Genomic DNA, 22251 nt, shown 5'->3' with positions numbered 1-22251 from the left:
TATTTATCATTCCATATAGATATTTACATTTTATCTGTATTCACTTAAAAGGCATCAGAGACTATATATCTCTGATGCCTTTTATACATCTGTTAGCTATTTTTAGCCATGAATCTTAATCGTATTCCTAATAACAGAAGCATAAAACCGATGAATGGAACGTAATTCGTATTGTGTCCTGTAGCTGGAAGTTGTTGATTATTAGAAGAACCTTGTCCTTTTTCTGGTAAATTAGGTTTTTCTACTCCCTCACCTGGTTTTTCTGTTCCTTCACCTGGCTTTTCTGTTCCTTCACCTGGTTTTTCTGTTCCTTCACCCGGCTTTTCTGTTCCTTCACCCGGCTTTTCTGTTCCTTCACCTGGCTTCTCTGTTCCTTCACCTGGCTTTTCTGTTCCTTCACCTGGTTTTTCTGTTCCTTCACCCGGCTTTTCTGTTCCTTCACCCGGCTTTTCTGTTCCTTCACCCGGCTTTTCTGTTCCTTCACCCGGCTTTTCTGTTCCTTCACCTGGTTTTTCTGTTCCTTCACCTGGTTTTTCCGGACCTTTTTCTGTATCTTTTTTATTTGTAATTTGAAGCTTTACAACTTCAATTTTTTCATTAGAAATCGTAAATTTCATTTCCTTATTGGATAAAGTGTATCCTTCTGGCGCTTGGATTTCTTTTAAAGTGTAATCTCCTGGTTCTAACTTCTTAGAAGTCGCTTTACCGCTCTTGTTTGTTGTTAATGTGTCGATTTTTGTTCCGTCTTTCCAAATTTCAAACACTGCGCCTGCTAAAGTTTTATTTGTATTATTGGCATCTACCTTTGTAATTTCTAATTGACCTGTAATTTCTTCTTTCACTTTTTCATTCATAACTTCTTGTTTTACTACTTCGTTCGCTATAACATTTACTTCTACTGTTACTTCTAACGCCTTATAACCTTCTGGCGCTTTTGTTTCCTCTAACGTGTACTTTCCTGGCACTAAGTTTTCGAATTTCACAACACCTTCTTTATTCGTTGTTTTCGCTTCTTCAACTACTTGACCAGCTTCGTTCTTTAATTTAAATTCTGCACCCGCTAGAACTTTTCCACTCTCTGCATCCTTTTTGATTACTTGTAAGCTTCCTAGTTCTTTTGCGTTTTCTACTTGTACTTCTACTACTTTGTTTGCTTCCACAACGACTTCAATTTCTTCTTTTAACAACTTATATCCTAGTGGTGCTTTCGTTTCTTTTAATGTGTACTTTCCTGGTTCTAATTTCTGTGAAACTACTTTACCAGTTTTATCTGTTCGTAACGTATCTACTTTTTTACCATCTTTATACACTTCGAATTCTGCGTCTGATAATACTTTCGTTTTATCTTCCGCATCTACTTTTACAATTTCGAATTGACCAAGACTCTTACTGTTCGTTACTTTTACATCAACAACTTTTTCACCGTCAACTGTTACATGAATTATTTGTTTTGTTAACTCATAACCTTCTGGTGCTTTTGTTTCTTCTAACGTATATTCACCTGGCACAAGTCCGTCTACTTTAACCGTTCCAGACTTATCTGTTGTAATTCCTTCTTTTACAACATTTCCTTTCGCATCGTTCAATGTAAATTCTGCGCCTGCTAAGCGTTTCGTTTGATCTTTATCATCCATTTTAATAATTTGTAGAGAACCTAAGATTTTTTCGTTTTCTGCCTCTACTTTTACTACTTCTTTCTCGTTTTGAATTGTTACTTTCCATTCTTTATTTGAAAGCTTGTAGCCCGCTGGTGCTTTCTTTTCTTTCACTGTGTATTCACCTAGCGGTAATTTCGGTGACATCACTTTTCCACTCTCATCTGTTTTCAGTTCCGCTACCTTTTTACCATCTTTATACACTTCGAATTCTGCACCTGATAACAATTTCGTTTTATCATTCGCATCTACTTTCATGATTTCGAATTGACCCATTACTTTTTCATTCATGACTTCTTGTTTTACTACTTCGTTCGCTACAACGTTCACTTCTACTGTCACTTCTAGCGCTTTATAACCTTCCGGCGTTTTCGTTTCCTCTAACGTGTACTTTCCTGGCACTAAGTTTTCGAATTTCACAACACCGTCTTTATTCGTTGTTTTCGCTTCTCCAACTACTTGACCAGCTTCGTTCTTTAATTTAAATTCTGCACCTGCTAGAACTTTTCCACTCTCTGCATCCTTTTTGATTACTTGTAAGCTTCCTAGTTCTTTCGCATTTTCTATTTGTACCTCTACTACTTTGTCTGCTTCCACAACGACTTCAATTTCTTCTTTTAACAATTTATATCCTTGTGGTGCCTTCGTTTCTTTTAATGTGTATGTTCCTGGTTCTAATTTCTGAGAAAATACTTTACCAGTTTTATCTGTTCGTAACGTATCTACTTTTTTACCATCTTTATACACTTCGAATTCTGCATCTGATAATACTTTCGTTTTATCTTCCGCATCTACTTTCACGATTTCAAATTGACCCGTTACTTTTTCGGAGATCTTTTTATTCACCACATCTACAGTCACTACTTTATTAGCCTCTACATCAACAGAAACTGAACTAGATGATAATTCATATCCTTTCGGTGCTTCTACTTCTTTTAATGTATAGCTTCCAACTGGAAGTTGTTTCGATAAGGCTTCACCTTTATCATCTGTAACAATTGTTTCCACAACTTTCCCATCTTTATCGATAACATCAAATTTTGCACCTGGTAGAAGTTGACCAGATTCACTATCTTTTTTCAATAATTTAAATTGGCCATTCTCTACTTTTCTCGTATTCTTCATAACAAGTTCAATTACGTTTGTATTATCAATTGTTACTTTGACTGGTGTATCAACTTTTATATATCCTTCTGGTGCATTTATTTCTTTTACAAAATAGTCACCAAGTGGTAAATCTTTAACTTCCGCAATACCCTTTTCGTTTGTTGTAACAGTAGCCACAACGTTATTATCTTTGTCTATAACATCAAATTTTGCGTCTTTTAAAACAATGTTTTCATCGTTTTCATCAACTTTTTTAATTTGTAAATGTCCTTTTTCAGTTGCTGGCTTATTCCACTTTGGCCAGTTAAATTTAAAGTTATGAACCTCAAAACCATCTCTTTGGTGTAATCCTCCAACATAGGCTTGTCCATTAATAGAACCACCTTTTGTTTCTACAACTGCATTAGGTGCAAACACACTACCTACTACACCATAACCTTTAGTTGTTATCTTTGTAGCATTAGGAAATACCCAAATTACCTTACTAGCTAACTCAGTAAAAGATGAATTAGGATCGTATGCTTGAGATGTATTAATTAAATCCGTCGCCATCCCAGTATTTCTTGTATCATACAAAATTGCACCGCCACCAAAACTCACTTCTTCTGCATCTGAATAAATAACAATAAAGTCTTTATTCTCTACATTCGGAAGAAAAACGTCTTTTACATCAAATGTTTTCTTTCCAGTTTGGCCTGAAGAGACATAAATATTAGGGTTATTTACATCTTCACCGATGCCAAAGCTCATATTAAGTTTTGGCTTATCAGTCTGTAGTTTACTTGCATCCCCGATTACACCATCAACGTCTTTTCTAAATTCTTTAAACTTAGCATCAATCTCCGCTTGCTCTTTATAAGAGATACGGTCATATGATGTTTTCATTGCGCCATCTGGGTCACCGTCTTTTGTCATCGCCACTGTTCCATCTTGAATAATTACTTGTCCTGCTCCCGCTTTCGTAAATTGACCGCCTAGTAATAATGATGGATATCCTTCATCTACCCAAGTTGCTCCAGCTAAGTTATTTGCTCCAGTTGCAGCCGCTACGACTGTATAACTTGATGCGTTCATATTTTTCTGAACAGCCATCGCACCTTCAATATCCGCACTCGTTGCACTATGATCTCCAAAAATGATGGCGTTGTAATAAGATACATCACCTAAACCCTTTAATTCTTTTGTAGCTGCCTCTGCTTTAAATGGTAAGTGGATTAAAAAATTCATACATATTAGTAATACAACTATTAAACTACTACTTAACTTTTTAATTTTTTGATTAAATGATTTCCTCAAGAAATTCATTCCCCCTTTTAAACTTCCTAAAACCACAAAAAGAAGTACATATCATATGTACCAAACCTTACTCACATTAACTTAAAATAATCCATTTAAATAAAACAAAGAAACACTACAACTACTTAATAAGATTGCTACAATTCATTTTTGAAATAATACGTGAACTAAACTGTCATGCGGAAATACTTTTACGTATGGGAGCCCAATAAAATTAATCTGGAGAATATTTCATGTGGTGTAACTATTTTGGCAACATCATTCACTTTACATTAGTTTTCTAAAGGATTCAAGTGAATTGTATAGATTTCATACACAATTCATATTTTAAAACGCTTTCACTGTTTTTAATAAGATAAACAAAAAAACGTAGCCAAAAAGCTACGTTTTTCTGTCATCGTTTCGGTGTATTTTTATGATTCTTCAAAAACGGAAGCGGGAATTGCTTACGGAAATGCTCTTTAATCATATACTCTACACCGTTTTCACTATTTGAACGTGTGATCCAATCTGCTGCTTGCTTTAATTCTACAGGCGCGTTCCCCATCGCTACCCCAAGTCCCACGTTTTCAATAACCTCTAAATCTTCCATACTATCTCCAATCGCAACCATTTCATTTAGCGAAATATTTAAATGCTCTCCAAGCAATTGTAATCCACGTAACTTTGATACATTTTGCGGTAAAATTTCTATTCGTTTTGAATCACATTCAACATACTCTACATCTTGGAATGCTTTTCTTAATGTGTTCAGTCCTCTTTCTTTTTCACCTTTACTTTGGAAAAGAACATCAATTTTTGGCGCCGCTACCGGATGGTCCCGAAGCGCATCACCTAACGAATCTACAAATTGAACTGGATAAAATAACGGATCTGCGCTTGATAATACAGTGCGCGCAATTAAGTTTGGTGTATTTCTCTCACGATTTCCTATCGAAAACCGTTCATGAGAAATACGTACGTTACAATCAAAGTGCTCTAACACTTGCACAATGTTAAAAGTCTTCTCTTCAGACAATCTTCTTTGAACGTACGGCTTATCTAACGTTGCTGAAACGAAAGCACCACCATGTGTCACTAATATAGAATCTAATTTTAACGCCTTTGCTACTTTATGAGCGGATTGAAAATTACGACTCGTAAATAACGTAACGTATACATCTTTTCTTTTCACAAATTCAATTGTTTCTCGTAATCCTTTTGCAATTTTTCCATTGTTGTATAGTAGTGTCCCATCTATATTAAGAGCTAGTAAGCGATAAATCATGTCGCACTCCCCCTCTTCGCTGTTGTACTCTATCCATAATTTATGAAATAAACCCGATAAATAGAACGAGTTAGAATTACTACTGAAAATTTGGTTTACTATATACATATACACTTAGCAAAGGAGATAGTACAATGCATGCACCACCTTCCTTTTATGAAGGCGATACGTTAGAAGTCGCAAAAAAATTACTCGGGCAAAAACTTGTTCATATTGTAGACGGAATAAAGCGAAGCGGAATCATTGTAGAAGTAGAAGCATATAAAGGCCCAGATGATAAGGCCGCACATAGTTACGGCGGTAGACGGACAGATCGCACAGAAGTTATGTTTGGCGCACCAGGGCATGCTTACGTATATTTGATTTACGGTATGTATCATTGTTTTAACGTTATTACAGCACCAGTGGGCACCCCACAAGGTGTTCTCATTCGAGCCCTTGAGCCGGTAAATGGGATAGAAGAAATAAAACTAGCGCGCTACAATAAGACCGAAATTACAAAAGCACAGTATAAAAATTTAACGAACGGTCCTGGCAAACTATGCCGTGCCCTCGGAATTACTTTAGAAGAACGTGGCGTATCATTACAAAGTGACACATTGCATATTGAACTCGTCCCAGAAGATGAACACATATCATCACAATATAAAATAACAGCAGGACCTCGTATTAATATCGACTATGCAGAAGAAGCTGTACATTATCCGTGGCGTTTTTATTATAAGGGGCATCCGTTTGTTTCAAAGAAATAAACGATATCAATGATCTTTCAAATATATCTATCGTAACTTACAATATATCAACGATTTTTCAAATATATCTATCATAACTTACAATATATCAACGGTTCGACAAGAAATATCGATTTATCGACAAATAATAACATTACGAATAAAAGAAGACTGTTCCAAAATGGAACAGTCTTTCCCTCTTACTCTGCACCTTCCGCAGTTGCAATATTATCCTCTAAGTTTTCTCTTGATAATTCAGCCGCCATAAAATCTGCTGTTTCTGGAAGTGCTAAATGCATATGAGCTTTTTGACAAATTTGGATCGTGCAGTTTTCTACAACATAGTCGAAAACATGTCCGCCTCCGCTTCTTTCATCATCAATGTAATGTAAGTGGAATCCAGCTACCCCAATACCTTGTGCGTAATCTGGTGTCCAAAATCCAGCAAGCGTACCTTCTGTATTTTCAAACGAAAAGATTGGTTGCGATTTCGTCACTTCAACGAGTGGTGTATACGGTTTTTCTTGTCTTGGAACAGTTCTCGTTCTTACTTCACGGAACATACCGTCCATTCGAATAGCGTAAAATAAGTTTTTACTTGGCATTAATTCATGTAATAATGCTTCAACTTCTTCACGATTCATCGGATGCTCTACCGTATAACTCATTTCTTTTTCAAAAAACGTTACAGTCGCAAATGGCGTTGTTTCTTCTGGCTCTACTTTTTCCGCTGAACCGTCTGAACGTAAATGATAAAATTCATTATCAAATGCAATCATTTCACCATCTAATTGATCAAATGTGCCGATGCCGAAATCACCATGTTTTTTCAAATCTTCAAAGCTAATCACACCATCATATATACCATCTAATAGCGCAAGCATTGTAGATGTTTGATATACTTCATTACTCATTTTCGTTTTTTTTGCATCAATATCAATTAATTGCGCAACAGTCATCTCAAATCTGCCTCCATTAGTTTAATTGGTTTGGTAATAATTTTTCGCTTAATTTAATGTTGTCACGATAGTCAATTGGAATATCAATAATGACAGGACCATCTGCTGCTAATGCTTCTTTTAATACCCCTTCTAATTCATCAGGCGTGTTAACACGAAGACCTAACGCTCCGAAACTTTCCGCATATTTCACAAGATCAACATCACCAAACTCTGTAGCTGATGTTCTACCGTATTTCATCATTTGTTGGAATGCAACCATATCATATGTGCCGTCTCTCCAAACAAGATGGACGATTGGAGAATTTAAACGTACCGCCGTTTCTAACTCCATCGCTGAGAATAAGAAACCACCGTCACCTGATACGGAAACTACTTTTTTACCTGGTTCTACTAAAGTAGCTGCGATTGCCCAAGGAAGTGCAACACCTAACGTTTGCATGCCGTTACTAAATAATAATCTACGTGGTTCATAAGAACGGAAACATCTCGCCATCCAAATAGAATGGGAACCGATGTCACATGTAACAGTTGTATCGTCACTAATTAAAGAACGAAGTGTACGAATCACTTGAAGTGGATGCGTAACACCCTCCGAAGCACGGTTCGGAACTTCTGCTTGTTCTGATAATTTCGCGCGTAATCGTTCTAATACCGCTTCTGATTTCGTACTTAATACAAGTTTCGGTAATTTCTCCGCGATGCTATTTACCGTTAAGGCAATATCACCAATTAATTCACGCTCTGGTTGGTAATCATGGTCGATATCTGCTTGATGGTCGTCAAGATGAATAATCGTTCTGTCGCCAAGTTTATTCCAGAATTTTGGATCATACTCGATTGGATCATAACCGATAGAAATAACAAGGTCTGCTTCTTCTAGTAAAATATCACCTGGTTGGTTACGGAATAATCCAACGCGGCCGAAGAAATGATCTTCTAACTCACGTGAAATCGCACCAGCTGCTTGATATGTTTCAACGACAGGAAGTTCTGTATCCGCAATTAATTTACGAACAGCTTTCGTCACTTCATTTGTGCTCGCTCTCATACCGAGTAAAATAACTGGTAATTTCGCTGATTTTATTTTTTCTACTACATATGTAATATCATGTGTGGGAGCGATTCCAAGCTGTGGCTTAGAAAGCGCACCGATAGACTCTACAGTTGTTTCCGCAGTCATAACGTCTTGCGGAAGACTTACTAAAGTAGCTCCCGGATTTGTGGAAGTCGCACTTCGAAATGCATTACTAAGTGCTTCTGGCACATTATCAGGATGCTCTACTTCTACGCTATATTTTGTGATTGGTTCGAATAGTGCAGCATTATCCATAGATTGATGCGTACGTTTTAATCGATCCGTACGCGGTACTGCACCAGCTAAAGCAACAACGGGATCACTCTCCGCATTCGCAGTAACAAGACCTGTCGCTAAATTTGATGTCCCTGGTCCTGAAGTTACAAGACATACGCCCGGTTTCCCTGTTAATCTACCAATAGCAGCTGCCATAAATGCTGCATTTTGTTCATGACGACAAACGATTAACTCTGGTCCTCTTTCTTGCAATACATCAAATACAGAGTCAATCTTTGCTCCTGGAATACCGAAAACATGTGTAACACCTTGTTTAATTAAACAATCAACAACAAGATCTGCTCCTTTTGTTTTTGTCTTCACGTCGTTTGCTTTTACACCTGTACTCAAACTAATCATCCCTTTATTTCATAATGTGTGTAATAAAGATTTTAATTTCACCTAGTTAATTAAGCTGGTGAAGTATCTTTATCATTATATTACAAATGCATTATTTTTCCAACAATATGAATTTGAAATTATTTTGACAAGTTTTAAAGAATGCGCTTACAACCTTTTGTTTATCTTAAAATAACATTTTTATATCTCTTCTAAAAATACGCAAAAATATTTTCACCCATTTATAATATTAACAATCTTATAGTACCTTGCAAAGAACAATAGTAAGTGATATATTTGTAAATAATGGAATACCCATTATTTGGAATGTTATTCGCAATTAGTATATCTCCTTTCAAAAAGTAGATATAGATTGTGTGTGCTGTTTAGAAAAAAGATAGGATTTTCAGCCATAATTCATCATTTTATAAAGGAAAGTGATCGTTATGAACAAAAGTGAATTTTTAGAACAACTTAGTTCTTCCCTACGGAATATGCCTAATTCAGAAAAGGAGGATATTATCTCGGAGTACGAAACTCATTTTATTAGTGGTAAACAAGATGGAATATCTGAAGAGGAAATTTCTAAAAAGCTAGGAAATCCTAAAACTATCGCTAAAGAACTTAATATTTCATATGTAATAAGTAAAGCTGACAAGAAACGCAGCCTAAAAAATATTATGACAGCACTGTTTTCTGTTATGAGCTTAAGTGTTTTAAACTTTATATTTATCATTATCGCCTTTTTCGTATTACTCTTTCTATTACCGCTTCTTCTAGCACTTATAATTGCTACACCATTATTAATTATTTCACCTATCTTATTAATAGGATTAGGATTCTTTAAAGGGTTTCATCAAATCAGTTATTCCGATGTTTATAATGTATTTATAGCTTTTTGCATCGGCTTACTAATATCCGTCATATCTTATCAATTAATAAAACATATATACTCACTTTTAGTTAAGTATTTAAAATGGAATTTAGCTATTTTACAAAGATACTAATGAATATAAAAGGAGATTAATATGAAAAAGTATATTTTATATCCACTCATGTTACTTACAATGTTATTTCTATCAGCTTGTTCAAACAGTGTACAACCTAAGGAAGAAAACGATGTCCAATCTATTAAAGATGTTGCTATTAAAGTTCCAGAAAATATATTTAGTTCCTCAAAGAAAAATGAAAATATTAGTGAAGACGAAATGAAACAAAATATAAAAAGTTATTTAAATTATAGCGGAGAGTTAGACGAAAATATCGTTCCACTTTCATCCACTACATCCGATGAAAATATCACTGAATCTGACCGAGAAAAATTACAAAAACTAATAGAATTAGCGAAACAAAATGATACAAACTTCCATAATTTTATTAGTAACAATACAATCCCTGATGATTACAAAAAGCCTTCAAAAGAAATATATGAATTTATTTCATCATCTACAGCACTTTCAGTAGAACTAGATCAAGAATTAGACAAACTCGCTCAAGATCGTAACTTATTCAAAACTGATTTCTCTTTTACAAAGCGCTTTGAGAAAGCTAATGGTAGGAAGCAAAAAGAAATTGAAAAGTTTTTGAAGGAAAAGAACATTAAAACTTCAATTAACAGCAATAAAAAAAATTAGATGTATTACATACCCCTTTCAAAATAACCAATAAGAAATGGCTATTTTGAAAGGGAGTTTTTGTGGTATAACTATTAAATTCCCTAAACAAAAAAGACGCTCCTAAACTAGGAGCGTCTTCCACTATTACGCTTGTTGTTGCGCGCTATATAATTCTTCAAGTGGCTTCATGATAATTTTGTTAACGTCACCGATTACAACGTTTAGGCGTTGCTCAGTTTCCATTAATTTTGTAATTTTAGCATCTTGTTGAATGCGAGCTACAACTTCTTGTGCTTGTTGGTTGTCTTCTTCAGTGATTTCTTGGCCTTGCATCATTTTTTGTTGTAGGCTAAGTTGCATTGTACGGAACTCATCAAATAAGTTCTTTGAAGCCGCATCGGCTTGAACTGCTGCGTAGCTCTCTTTTAAAGTTTTGAAGTCTTCGTTTTCAGCGATTGCTTTTTGTAATTCATATGCAACATCATGAATGTTCTTTGTCATTTTATTTTTCCTCCTTTAGAAGGCTAGCGTTTTTCATACGCACTGCCTTTTCAGTGCATTTACATACGCACCTCTTCTTACCATATCAAACTATGCAAGAGATGTGAAGAAATTTCACTTTTATTTCTATGTACTCACCTTATTATCTAAGAAACAATAGTAACAATCCTTGTACGAGTCCGATTATTCCACCTAATAATGCTCCTAAATACGTAATCATTTTCAATTCATTTTTCGTAATAGACAGAACTAAGTCTTCTAATCTTTCTGTTGAGAATGTAGACACTTCTTGCTGGACAATTTCCGCAAGATGTAGATTGTTTAGTATACTCTCTACGTTTTCTGTTCCCCACTTCAAGCCTTTCGTTACTGTGCTTGGAACCACTTTTTCAATAATTGTTTCTCGAACTGGCTCACATACTTGCTGAACAGATTGATTTAAAAACTTACTCACTGTTTCCTCTACTTTAACTGCTGACAACACGGAGCTTACAATCATTTCTTTCTCTACAAACGATTCTAATTCTTTTACATCTCTTCCTTTTAACTTTTCCCACTCTTTTTGCAGTACGTCAGTTAAAAGCTGCTTTGTACCATCTTGCCCTAAAAACTTAATAACTTCTGGCTGCACACGATCCACTACACTTACATTTCCTAAAAACATTCCGACTAAGTTAAGTAGCGTTCCGCGAGAAGCAAAGAAATCATCAATCATTTTTGAAAGACGGCCTTTCCCTTCTTCACTTTCAAAAAAGCTAATTCCTCGCTCTAAAATAAACGCCGAGACATTCGGAATCGCATTCTCTACTTTTTCATTTACAGAATGAGGTAAAGCCTGTTCCCATGTATATGTATAATACTCAGCTAAAAATGCCTGTATTTTTTCTGTAATCACATGTTCAATTTTTTGAGTCACTTCTTCTTCTACATGCGCTACATTCCATTTTTCTAACATATGTCGCAGTGATTGTTCATTCTTAATTACTTTATCCACTTCCACTTGCGCCCAGTGGATTAAACCTTTTTGAAACTCTTCATTTGTTAGCTTTTTTCCGATTCCTTCCGGTGTTAACAAATGTTCTACGACCATTTCCCCTAATTGAACAGCAAGTTCATCACGGCGCTTCGGAATTAATCCTGGTGTAAATGGAACTTGAAACTTCCCGATATAAATAGGGCGATGAGGACGAAATAACATTTTTATCGCTAAATGATTCGTATATCCCCCAATAATTGCTCCGAGTCCTGTCGTCGTTAACATATTTAACCATATATTCATTACAATCAACCTTTCACTTCTCCAAAACTATAGCATATCATCATACGGACAAAAGTATAATGGTATAAAAACGTATTTGCAATATATAGCTTCGCCTATTATGCAAATAGTAGTAAAGGAGTGATTTCGTTGGTTCTCGGTCTTTTAGCTTCTAAACTTCATTATGAGCAAACATATTACACCGAAATCGCTAAACGCGCTCGGCTTTATCATAATGTCGTTGCCCAGTTTACGCCATTTTGTATTGATCCTAAAACAGACCTTGTTTCTGGTCTTATTTACGATACAGATACAGGAAAATGGAAAGAGCAAACATTCCCTATTCCTTCTTATATATATGATCGTTATTCTTTTCACGAGGAAACAGACTTTGAAAAAGCAAAATCAATTATTCACTCTTTGCACAATCGTCCTTCCACTACCTTTTTAAATAACACACTTATTAATTTAAGTGAACTACATGATTTATTTCTCACTAATAAGAAACTGTCTCCTTATATACCAAAATTTGAAATAGCAACGATACAAAACATTTTCAAACTGTTGTTAAAAACTAAAGATATTATTATACGCCCCACTAATATACATTCTAAGGATAACTTATATCGAATTGCTTACAAAAATAAAACGTTTCATATCGATACAGTAAATGAAAAATACCATACTTCTATTACAATCAAACGGACAGACGAATTTATATCTTGGTGTAAATCTAACATACGTTCATCCCGTTATATAGCGCACACTATGCTACAACCACCAAATCAATTAACATATCCACTCCACATTCGAACCATTTTGCAAAAAAACAAAGAACAAACTTGGAATGTTATCGGTCAATTTATACAAAAAAGCTCATTTCCTAATCAGCTTTTACCCTCAACAACGGACGATGATTCATTACATTCATTTTCAAAAATTAAATACGTACTATCTAGTACGGGTGTGCAACTATTGCAAGATGCTTTACACGACATTGTAAATGAAGTATTCCAAACACTAGATCAGTCTTATTCTTCGTTATTTGAACTAGAACTTTCCACCATTATGGATCAAAAAGGCGCAATTTGGCTTATGTATGTCAACACGATTCCCCCTTACGAACAATACATTCGTCATAGTGATTCATTAGCTGAAAAGATATTTCACGGACCACTTAAATTCAGTCGCTTTACACCATAATGAAAGGAGGTAAACCTATTTTGAAAGAACATATATATACATTAAACATTTCAGATGAACATCCAAATAGTATTACTTTACCTTACGTTTTTTCTATTACGCCACCTATTACATCCCTCTCCTTCGGTATACGTCACATTGCAAGTGAAGAGGTGAAAATTCATTATTCCTTTACTCGCGAAATTATTATCGGAAAACATATTGCTGAAAAACTTTTACTACCTCAATCAACCACTATTCATGCATTCACACAAAACCAAACAATTATTTTCGGACCATTAATCGGCATTTTCACAACTGGCTTTAACGATGATTCTTCTATCCCTTTAGGAAATCGTTCAATTGCCCTCAGTGAGTTGTTAACACCACCATTCTCATTACGACCGTTCGTATTCGTCTTTGGCGTTCAACATATAAACTGGGAAGAAGAAACGATTGAAGGATATTTCTTTCAAGAGAAACAATGGATAAAGAAAAAGGTTCCTTTACCAAATGTCATTTACGATCGATTACCAAATCGACAAGCAGAAAATTACAAACCAATCGTCAGAGCAAAAAGAAAGTTAGAACAAGACTACTCCATTCCATGGTTTAATCCAGGTTTTTTCAATAAATGGGAAGTTCATCAACTTCTTATGAAAGACGAATCAATTAGACCCTTATTACCAAACACAGAAGCATTTCAGCATTTTGAACAAGTAGAACGGTTTCTTGGCACGTATAAATCAGTGTACATGAAACCAATACACGGGAGCTTTGGTAGAAATATTCATCAAATATTTTATTCTCAAACAGAGAATTGCTACTACTGTCGTTATCGCGAAAATGAAGAAAATAAACTGAGAAAGTATCAATCATTAGAAACTCTTCTAAACCACGTATTAAAGGGACATGATTTAAAAAAGTTTATCGTACAGCAAGGTATTTCGTTACTTCGCTTCGATGGGCAACCTGTTGATTTCCGCATTCATACAAATAAAAATCATTTCGGTAATTGGATAGTTAGTGCAATCGTCGCCAAAATCGCCGGCAAAGGCAGTTTAACAACGCACGTAAATAGCGGCGGTGATACAAAATTGCTACAAGAGCTTTTTCCAGATTCAACGAAACAAGTTCAAATTGAAAACAAATTAAAACATACTGCCTTACAAATAAGTTACGCGCTCGATGAACAAGTAACCGGAAATATTGGAGAAATCGGTTTTGATATCGGTTTAGACACAAAGGAAAATCCGTGGCTCTTTGAAGCCAACTCTAAACCTGGGCGAACTGTATTCCAAGATGAAAAATTAAAAGAGCAAAGTGAAATGACGCGCCAGTTATTTTACGAATATGCCGTCTACTTAACTGAACATTCTTTACGTGATACAAAAGAAAAAATGTCTCAAATAAAATCAGGGGCTTCATCAAATACCGAACATATCCCTTCCCCTATGATTCACTCACAAATACAAAAACAAAAACTTCCACCTAGATAATAAGGTGGAAGTTTTCTATTTACACAAGTTTTACTACAACCTCTGTTTCCACGTTACATACTCCGCAATAAAAAATATGATTGCAATATTCATTTGAATTATTATGCGTTAAACCATCTACTGCACTTAATAATTCTTGATCCATATAGGCACTATAATCGTCTATGTAATCTACAGACTTCCCATAATCTTGGAGTATACTTTGGCAATTTTGACAAGAATATGTTTGTGATTCTAATGCGTTGCAAAGCGGGCAAATCCCCATCATGATTCCTCCATACGTTATCGTTTAAAGCCTCTCTTTTTTAGATTGAAGAGAGCACCTACCCATGCATAGGAGCGGTCACTCCATCCCTACTTAAAAATAGAACTATGAAGTTGCTACCGATTTCATTTCAATAAATCATAAATAAGAAGCTAATGATTAGCCTACAAGTAGCAGGCTACAATGAGAAAATTATATTTAATATCCTCCTTAGTTTGGCCTGTTTTCTTAAAAATACAACGATTACTCTTATTTCATAATTTACGAAATCAATAAGTTTTTTTGACAAAATTTACAAATTATTATTTTGTATATCTTTCTAGGTAACATCCATACTATGAGTACAAACTTAATTACCGATGGATTAGCGCCAACCGGGGCGATAATCTGGTTCAACTCCAGCTAGTCCAACCAAAAAAACTTTTATAACTCTAAGGAGGATATATTCCTATGGCAAACCAAAATTCTTCAAATCAATTAGTAGTACCAGGTGCAACAGCTGCAATCGATCAAATGAAGTACGAAATCGCTCAAGAATTTGGTGTACAATTAGGAGCAGATTCTACGGCTCGCGCTAACGGTTCAGTTGGTGGAGAAATTACAAAACGTCTAGTTGCAATGGCTGAGCAAAGCCTTGGCGGATTCCACAAATAAATATATATGGCAAAAAGGTCTCAAGGCATATGCCTTGAGACCTTCCTTAATTTATTGCAACATTTGTAAAAACTTCTTCGTACGTTCTTCTTTTGGATTTGTAAATACATCTTCTGGTGTACCTTGTTCAACAACGACACCGCCATCCATGAAAATAACACGGTTCGCAATTTGATGTGCAAAACGCATTTCGTGCGTTACAATGACCATCGTCATACCTTCTTTAGCAAGTTCTTTCATTACTTTCAGAACTTCTTGAACAAGTTCAGGATCAAGTGCTGACGTCGGCTCATCAAATAGTAACACTTCCGGCTCCATCGCAAGCGCGCGCGCAATTCCAACACGCTGTTGTTGTCCGCCTGATAATTGAAATGGATATAAATCCACTTTATCTGCTAAACCAACTTTTTCAAGGAAGTAGTTTGCTTTTTTCTTCGCTTCTTCTTTCCCTACTTTTTTCACTGTAATGAGTCCTTCCATTACGTTTTGAAGTGCTGTCAAATGAGGGAATAAGTTATGGTGCTGGAATACCATACCTGTTTGCGTACGAAGATTTACAATATCTTTCTTCGATACTTTTTGAGCAAAATTAAGCTCTTTATTGCCGATGCGAATGCTACCGGCGTTTGGTGTTTCTAGTACGTTAAGACAACGTAAGAATGTCGTTTTACCAGATCCAGACGGTCCAATAATAACAACAACCTCGCCTTTCTCAACTGTTAAATCTATATGCTTTAGTACGGTATTATCTCCGAAACTTTTTTGTAAGTGCTGAATTGAAATCATAAAAACAAAAACTCCTTTTGTAAAAGGATTATTTTAATGTGTAGCGTTCTGAACGCTTCTCTAACATCTGTTGTACGATTGATAATAAGAAACAAATAACCCAATAAATAAGACCTGCTTCAAAATAAACAATTAAAAACTCGTAGTTCATCGCCGCAATCTCCTGCGCTTTTCGGAACATTTCTGTTACTAAAATTAATGATGCTAATGAAGTATCCTTCACTAAGCTAATAAATGTATTCGAAAGCGGTGGAATTGATACGCGCGTTGCTTGTGGTAAAATAACACGTTTTAATGCTTGTGGATATGTCATCCCAATTGTGTAAGCTGCTTCCCACTGCCCTTTCGGAATGGAAAGGATAGAAGCACGAATAATTTCAGATGCATATGCACCGACATTTAATGAAAATCCAACAACTGCTGCTGTATATGGCTCAACTTCAATATTAAGAGTTGGAAGACCATAGAAAATAATAAATAACTGTACAAGAAGTGGCGTTCCGCGAATGATAGATACATAGATACGAGCAATCCATTGTAAAATACGACTACCAGAAATACGTGCGAGCGCTGTTAACGTTGCCAGTATAATCCCGATAATAAATGTAATAAGCGTTAATGGAATTGTCGTAAAAACAGCTTCCTTCAGCATAGGCATGAAGGAAGACTGCATAATATCTATCCAAGTAGACAATCGATCTGAAACCAATGCACTACTTAGATACATTTTCACCGAACCATTTTTTCGTTATTTTGTCATACGTACCGTCTTTTTTCATATCTTCTAACGCTTTATCTACTTCTTGTACAAGCTTAGTGCTACCTTTACGGAATAAGAATCCACTTTCTGAAGCTTCTTTTTCAGTATCTACAATTTTAATTTTCGCATCTTTTTTCGTTTCTAAGTAGTTTAGTACTGATAACTTATCATTGATTGTGAAGTCAACGCGTCCTGAAGCTAATAATTCTGCTGCTTGGCTAAATCCTTCTACACCAATAATTTCCGCACCATTTTTCTTAGCGATATCTGCATAGTTACTCGTTAAAGATTGTGCTCCTTTTAGTCCTTTTACATCAGCAAATGTAGCAGGCTTATCTTTATCTTTTGCAATAACTAATGCCGCTGAAGATGAAACGTATGGCTTAGAGAAATCGTATTTCTTTTGACGATCTTCACGAATACCAACTTCGTTTGCAACCATATCGAAACGTTTTGCATCTAGGCCAGCCAGTAAGCTATCCCATTGTGTTTCTTTAAATACAGGTTTTACACCTAACCGTTTTGCAACTTCTTCTGCTAATTCAACATCAAATCCAGTTAATTTATTGCTTGAATCGTGGAACGTAAATGGTGGGTATGTACCTTCTGTACCAATTACAAGTTCACCGCTTTGTTTAATCTTTTGTAACGCGTCTTGACTAGCTGTATCTTTTTTCTCTTCTTTACCGCAGCCGGCTACAATCCCGATCGCTAATGTAGTTACTGCAAGCACTGAAAATAATTTCTTCATGATTGTAATCCTCCAAGTATTCTGATAGGAATTTAAAAACTATATTGATTGTATGCAATCTTGAACAATTTTTCAATGAAAATGTTCTTATTTAGTTTATCCTTTTTCTTCATAATCAAACAAAAGGGAAAAATAACGCCACATACAAAAAATAAGTAACATTTTTTAATATAGCATTTATAAAGAAAAAGGTAAAACAATACTTCTTATTTAACTGTCGTAATTCGCTAAAGAGTCGACATGTTCATCAATAAAAAAGAACTTGTGAAAATCACAAGTTCTCCTCCATACCTATTAAGCACTCTGATTGCCTTCCATTTGCGTTTTATACATATCATAATAACGCCCACGCTTTTTCATGAGTTCATCATGAGACCCTTTTTCCAAAATTGTTCCTCTATCGAGTACAATAATTTGATCCGCACTTTTAATCGTTGAAAGACGGTGAGCAATAATAAACGTCGTTCTTCCTTTTTTCACAACTTCCAGCGCTTGTTGAATCATCGCCTCTGTTTCTGTATCAATACTAGATGTTGCTTCATCTAAAATTAAGATAGCTGGATCAAAAGCGAGTGCTCTAGCAAACGAAATAAGCTGACGTTCTCCAGTGGAAAGCGTACTTCCCTTTTCTGTAATTTCTTCATTTATATTGTTTGCAAATCTTTCAGCACCAACATCACGTAGCGCCTTTACAATGCGCTCTTTTGAAATTTTTTCGTTTTCTAAGCTTACGTTGGAAGCGACCGTCCCGCTAAAAAGAAACGGGTCTTGCAGTACGATTCCCATATGCTCACGAGTTGCTTGTTTCGGCATTTCTCTTACATCATGACCATCAATCGTAAGCTTTCCTTTTTCAAACTCATAAAATTGAAAGAGTACATTCATGATAGAACTTTTTCCTGATCCAGTATGACCGACAAGTGCCACTGTCTCGCCTTGTTTCGCTTCAAAAGAAATATTTTTTAACACTTCATCTTTTCCATTATAAGAAAATGATACATTATCAAATTTTACATTTCCTTTTAAACGAGGCATACGTTCTTCTTCTACCGCTTCTCCTTTTTCCTCTAACAATTCAAAGACACGTTCTGATGCAACGCGCGCTTGCTCTAAGTTTGCAAGCTGGTTCACCATATTCGTAATTGGCGAGAATAATCGTGTTAAATAATCGACGAACGCATACAGTACCCCAAGTGAAATAATACCTGTAGCACTTAATGACGCACCGCCGAAATACCAAATCACTCCTGTGAAAGCGATATTTCTTAATACAGCTACTAAGTTATGCGAAGTTGCTGCATTTAAATTTAAAATTTTATTTTGATACTTAAAATAATCGCCGTTTAATTCTTCAAATTCTTTTTTCGTTTCACGCTCTTGACGGAACGCTTGAATAATTGGCATCCCTTGAATGGATTCATTCACTGTTCCGTTAATATCGGATAAACGTGAACGCATTTTATGATTATATACAGACGCATATTTTCTATAAAGAATCGCCCAAACAATTAAAATTGGGATAATTAATAAACATAATGAAGCGAGCTTCACATCTAATAAAAATAGCGCAGCGAATATCCCAATAATATAAATGATACTAGAAACGAATGTTGCAAGTACAGTTACATATAAATCACGAATGGCCTCTGTATCATTCGTCACACGCGAAACAATTTTCCCCGCCGGTAAATGATCGAAATAACGAATCGGCAACGTTTGAATATGAGAAAACACATCTTCCCTCATAATTTGAATAATTTTGTTCGCTGCCTTCTGCAAGAAGAACTGCTTTCCGTATGCAAATAATGATACGACTACTAATAAAGCGAAATAGCCACCACCAAGTAATAATAGACGGTTTATTTCTGGTTTATAAAATGCAAACACTTCTTCTTTCGTTAATGCCTTCGCTTTATACACTTGCACCGCCTTACCATTTTGAACGGTAATCATATCACCTTTTACAGTACGTGACCCTTCAATATTCACTTTATTCGGTACAAAATAATATTGAAAACCGACTTGCATCACACGTACTTCTTTACCTTTTGTCTCGCCTTGTTCAAAGCGATCACTTCGCTTATAAAAAGCGCCATTATATGAAACAGCTTCTTCACTCTTTTCTGTTTCATACCAAGGTTTCTCTATCCCGACGATATGATCATCAATCATCGTTTTAGCGACGAAAGGACCAGCAAGCTCTGCAATGACGAAAATAAATAACATTAGCATCGCTGCAAAAATCGTCCCCTTCACTTTCATCGCATATTGAAACAATCGTTTTGAAACGCTCATATTTTCACCCCACTATCCGCACTTTCACTTTCACCTTGTTGTCTTTCAAACTGCTCAGCATACCAGCCTCCGCTCTGGATAAGCTGAGCATGTGTACCTTCTTCCATTACTTGCCCCTCATCCATAACGAGAATCCAATCCGCATGTTGCACTGCAGATAAACGGTGCGTCGTAATAATCGTCGTCTTTCCGCTTCTTTCTGTTCTTATATTTTCAATGATCGCTGCTTCCGTACGAGCATCTACAGCTGATAAAGAATCGTCCAAAATTAAAATTTCTGGATTTTGAATAACAGCTCGCGCAATCGAGATCCTTTGTTTTTGCCCTCCTGATAAAGAAACACCTTTCTCTCCAACGAGCGTTTCTAATCCTTCTGGTAAAAACTCTAAGTCTTTTTTAAACGCAGCAATTTCAATTGCTTTCTCAAGTTCTTCTTCCGTCGCTTCCCTATTTCCGAATAAAATATTTTCTCTCGCTGTTTTTGAGAACAAAATATGTTCCTGAGGTACATACCCAATCCATCCGAGTACATTTTCATTTGTTATTTTATCTAATGTCACATCAGAGACCGCAATATCTCCATCTCCAAGCGGATATTGACGAAGAAGCTGACGTACAAGCGTCGTTTTCCCGCTTCCTGTTTTTCCGACAACCCCTAGCGTTTCTCCTTGCTTTAATGTGAAAGAAACCTTCTTTAAATTTTCTTCAGTTGATGAAGGGTATGAGAAAGACACATCATCAAACTGAATATAATCCGGATCTTGCACAAGCTTTGGATGTTTTGGATTCTTTACATCTGGCTCATACGCTAACGTTTCATTCACACGGTCAAGCGAAGCATTTCCTCTTTGCATAACATTGATTAATTCACCAATTGCAAACATCGGCCAAATCATCATCCCTAAATACACGTTAAAAGAAACGAGTTCACCAAGCGTCACCTTTGACTGGAACACAAGGTATGCACCGTACACTAAGCCGATTAAATAACTAAGACCGACAAGCATTTTCACAGTTGGTTGGAATAATGCATCAATTCTTGCTACCTTCATATTTTTTTCGTAGACGTCATCTCCTAAATGATGAAATCTTTCCTCGTCTGCATTCTCTTGTACGTATGCACGAATAACACGCACACCAGCAATCGATTCAAGTACTTTATCATTCATATCTCCGAACGCATCTTGCGCGACTGTAAATCTCTCATGCAATTTCTTTCCATATATGTTCATCGCATACGCCATAATCGGAAGCGGTATAAGCGCCGCAAATGTAAGCTCCCAACTAATTGTAAATCCCATCATAAAGACAATCGTAAGCATATATAAACTCGAATCCACGAGCGTTAATATACCGAAACCAGCTGTCATAGCAATTGCTTTTAGATCATTTGTCGCTCTCGCCATTAAATCACCCGTACGATTTTTATGATAAAACGTCGGTGTCATTTTAAGTAAGTGCCCCATAAATTTAGAGCGCATCGTTTTCTCCAGTACGAATGCTCCCCCAAACAGCTGGTGTTGCCAAACGAAAGTAAGACCATATCCAATTACCGTAACCCCTATTAAAATGAGAATAAATTGCATAATCTCCGCATTCGTTAACGTTCCTGTTTTTATATTATCTATCGTAACCCCTAACACTTTCGGGGGAATGACTTCAACTATATTTACAATTAAAAGAGCTCCAATAGCGATACTATATCTCTTCCAATGCTCTTTAAAAAACCATTTTAGCTTTAGTAATACTGATAACAATGTAACCTCTCCCTTCTCGTTCTCGTTTAACTCTCACTTCTTTATCCACTATCCAGACCCATCACATTTACATTTCGTAACCCATACAATCTCATCACATTTTTCCACCTTCCAAAATTTTCATCGTAACCATACAAGGAAAAATAAACAAAAAAAAGCATACCGCCGCTTGACGATATGCACAAAAATGCATAAAAAGCGTACGTTACGATATACGCA

The 22251-nt window shown here is 35.9% G+C and carries 18 protein-coding genes; 6 read left to right on the top strand and 12 right to left on the bottom strand.

Going from position 1 to position 22251, the window contains the following annotated elements:
* Positions 1 to 92: 92 nt before the first annotated feature.
* Positions 93 to 4058, bottom strand: coding sequence for a SpaA isopeptide-forming pilin-related protein (locus NZ044_RS04705; RefSeq protein ID WP_277514269.1), 3966 nt, complete (start codon positions 4056 to 4058; stop codon positions 93 to 95).
* Between the two features lie 394 nt (positions 4059 to 4452).
* A complete protein-coding gene (locus tag NZ044_RS04700) occupies positions 4453 to 5325 on the bottom strand; it encodes a Cof-type HAD-IIB family hydrolase (RefSeq protein ID WP_000640419.1) in 873 nt (290 codons plus the stop codon).
* 134 nt (positions 5326 to 5459) lie between these two features.
* Here NZ044_RS04700 and NZ044_RS04695 point away from each other — a divergent pair, with 134 nt between their 5' ends.
* Entirely contained in the window at positions 5460 to 6077 is a 618-nt protein-coding gene (locus NZ044_RS04695; RefSeq protein ID WP_086397351.1) for a DNA-3-methyladenine glycosylase, read from the top strand.
* A gap of 179 nt (positions 6078 to 6256) precedes the next feature.
* Here the strand turns inward: NZ044_RS04695 and alsD are convergent, their stop codons facing one another.
* Positions 6257 to 7015 (bottom strand): alpha-acetolactate decarboxylase, encoded by a 759-nt coding sequence (gene alsD, locus NZ044_RS04690; protein WP_074790654.1) that lies wholly within the window; start codon positions 7013 to 7015, stop codon positions 6257 to 6259.
* A 16-nt stretch (positions 7016 to 7031) separates the two neighbouring features.
* Positions 7032 to 8720 (bottom strand): acetolactate synthase AlsS, encoded by a 1689-nt coding sequence (alsS, locus tag NZ044_RS04685; protein ID WP_000103523.1) that lies wholly within the window; start codon positions 8718 to 8720, stop codon positions 7032 to 7034.
* A gap of 434 nt (positions 8721 to 9154) precedes the next feature.
* Between alsS and NZ044_RS04680 the strand changes: the two genes are divergently transcribed.
* Together NZ044_RS04680 and NZ044_RS04675 are read left to right on the top strand one after the other, a co-directional pair.
* Positions 9155 to 9715 (top strand): HAAS signaling domain-containing protein, encoded by a 561-nt coding sequence (locus NZ044_RS04680; protein WP_001042971.1) that lies wholly within the window; start codon positions 9155 to 9157, stop codon positions 9713 to 9715.
* Positions 9716 to 9736: 21 nt separating this feature from the next.
* Positions 9737 to 10342 carry an NDxxF motif lipoprotein gene (locus tag NZ044_RS04675; RefSeq protein ID WP_000760031.1) on the top strand — a complete coding sequence of 202 codons (606 nt, stop codon included), beginning with the start codon at positions 9737 to 9739 and terminating at the stop codon, positions 10340 to 10342.
* A 126-nt stretch (positions 10343 to 10468) separates the two neighbouring features.
* Here NZ044_RS04675 and NZ044_RS04670 read toward each other — a convergent pair whose 3' ends face one another.
* Complete coding sequence (locus tag NZ044_RS04670; RefSeq protein ID WP_000164612.1) at positions 10469 to 10825, bottom strand: YlbF/YmcA family competence regulator; 357 nt, start codon at positions 10823 to 10825, stop codon at positions 10469 to 10471.
* Between the two features lie 142 nt (positions 10826 to 10967).
* Entirely contained in the window at positions 10968 to 12104 is a 1137-nt protein-coding gene (locus tag NZ044_RS04665) for a DUF445 domain-containing protein (protein ID WP_033794062.1), read from the bottom strand.
* 129 nt (positions 12105 to 12233) lie between these two features.
* On the opposite strand from NZ044_RS04665, the gene NZ044_RS04660 reads away from it, so the two are divergent.
* Positions 12234 to 13286, top strand: a complete 1053-nt coding sequence (locus NZ044_RS04660; RefSeq protein ID WP_000242801.1) for a YheC/YheD family endospore coat-associated protein — start codon at positions 12234 to 12236, stop codon at positions 13284 to 13286.
* 20 nt (positions 13287 to 13306) lie between these two features.
* Positions 13307 to 14764, top strand: a complete 1458-nt coding sequence (locus tag NZ044_RS04655) for a YheC/YheD family endospore coat-associated protein (protein WP_000658095.1) — start codon at positions 13307 to 13309, stop codon at positions 14762 to 14764.
* Between the two features lie 19 nt (positions 14765 to 14783).
* On the opposite strand, the gene NZ044_RS04650 is transcribed toward NZ044_RS04655, so the two are convergent.
* Positions 14784 to 15029, bottom strand: coding sequence for a hypothetical protein (locus NZ044_RS04650; protein ID WP_000510474.1), 246 nt, complete (start codon positions 15027 to 15029; stop codon positions 14784 to 14786).
* A 450-nt stretch (positions 15030 to 15479) separates the two neighbouring features.
* On the opposite strand from NZ044_RS04650, the gene sasP reads away from it, so the two are divergent.
* Positions 15480 to 15683 (top strand): small acid-soluble spore protein, SasP family, encoded by a 204-nt coding sequence (gene sasP, locus NZ044_RS04645; RefSeq protein ID WP_000013338.1) that lies wholly within the window; start codon positions 15480 to 15482, stop codon positions 15681 to 15683.
* Between the two features lie 51 nt (positions 15684 to 15734).
* Here the strand turns inward: sasP and NZ044_RS04640 are convergent, their stop codons facing one another.
* The 5 genes from NZ044_RS04640 to NZ044_RS04620 form a co-directional block, all read right to left on the bottom strand.
* A complete protein-coding gene (locus NZ044_RS04640; protein ID WP_000623613.1) occupies positions 15735 to 16469 on the bottom strand; it encodes an amino acid ABC transporter ATP-binding protein in 735 nt (244 codons plus the stop codon).
* Between the two features lie 28 nt (positions 16470 to 16497).
* Positions 16498 to 17196: an amino acid ABC transporter permease gene (locus NZ044_RS04635; protein ID WP_000281496.1), complete on the bottom strand. Its 699-nt coding sequence runs from the start codon at positions 17194 to 17196 to the stop codon at positions 16498 to 16500.
* Positions 17183 to 17980, bottom strand: coding sequence for an amino acid ABC transporter substrate-binding protein (locus NZ044_RS04630; protein ID WP_000732844.1), 798 nt, complete (start codon positions 17978 to 17980; stop codon positions 17183 to 17185). Before NZ044_RS04630 ends, NZ044_RS04635 begins: the two co-directional genes overlap by 14 nt.
* 294 nt (positions 17981 to 18274) lie before the next feature.
* Positions 18275 to 20275, bottom strand: coding sequence for an ABC transporter ATP-binding protein (locus NZ044_RS04625; protein WP_000116622.1), 2001 nt, complete (start codon positions 20273 to 20275; stop codon positions 18275 to 18277).
* Positions 20272 to 22032, bottom strand: coding sequence for an ABC transporter ATP-binding protein (locus tag NZ044_RS04620; protein WP_000953777.1), 1761 nt, complete (start codon positions 22030 to 22032; stop codon positions 20272 to 20274). Before NZ044_RS04620 ends, NZ044_RS04625 begins: the two co-directional genes overlap by 4 nt.
* Between the last annotated feature and the right edge of the window lie 219 nt (positions 22033 to 22251).

This window comes from Bacillus sp. FSL K6-1338 (assembly GCF_038006965.1).
Taxonomy (GTDB): domain Bacteria; phylum Bacillota; class Bacilli; order Bacillales; family Bacillaceae_G; genus Bacillus_A; species Bacillus_A thuringiensis_S.
This window is presented reverse-complemented; position numbering and strand designations above follow the sequence as displayed.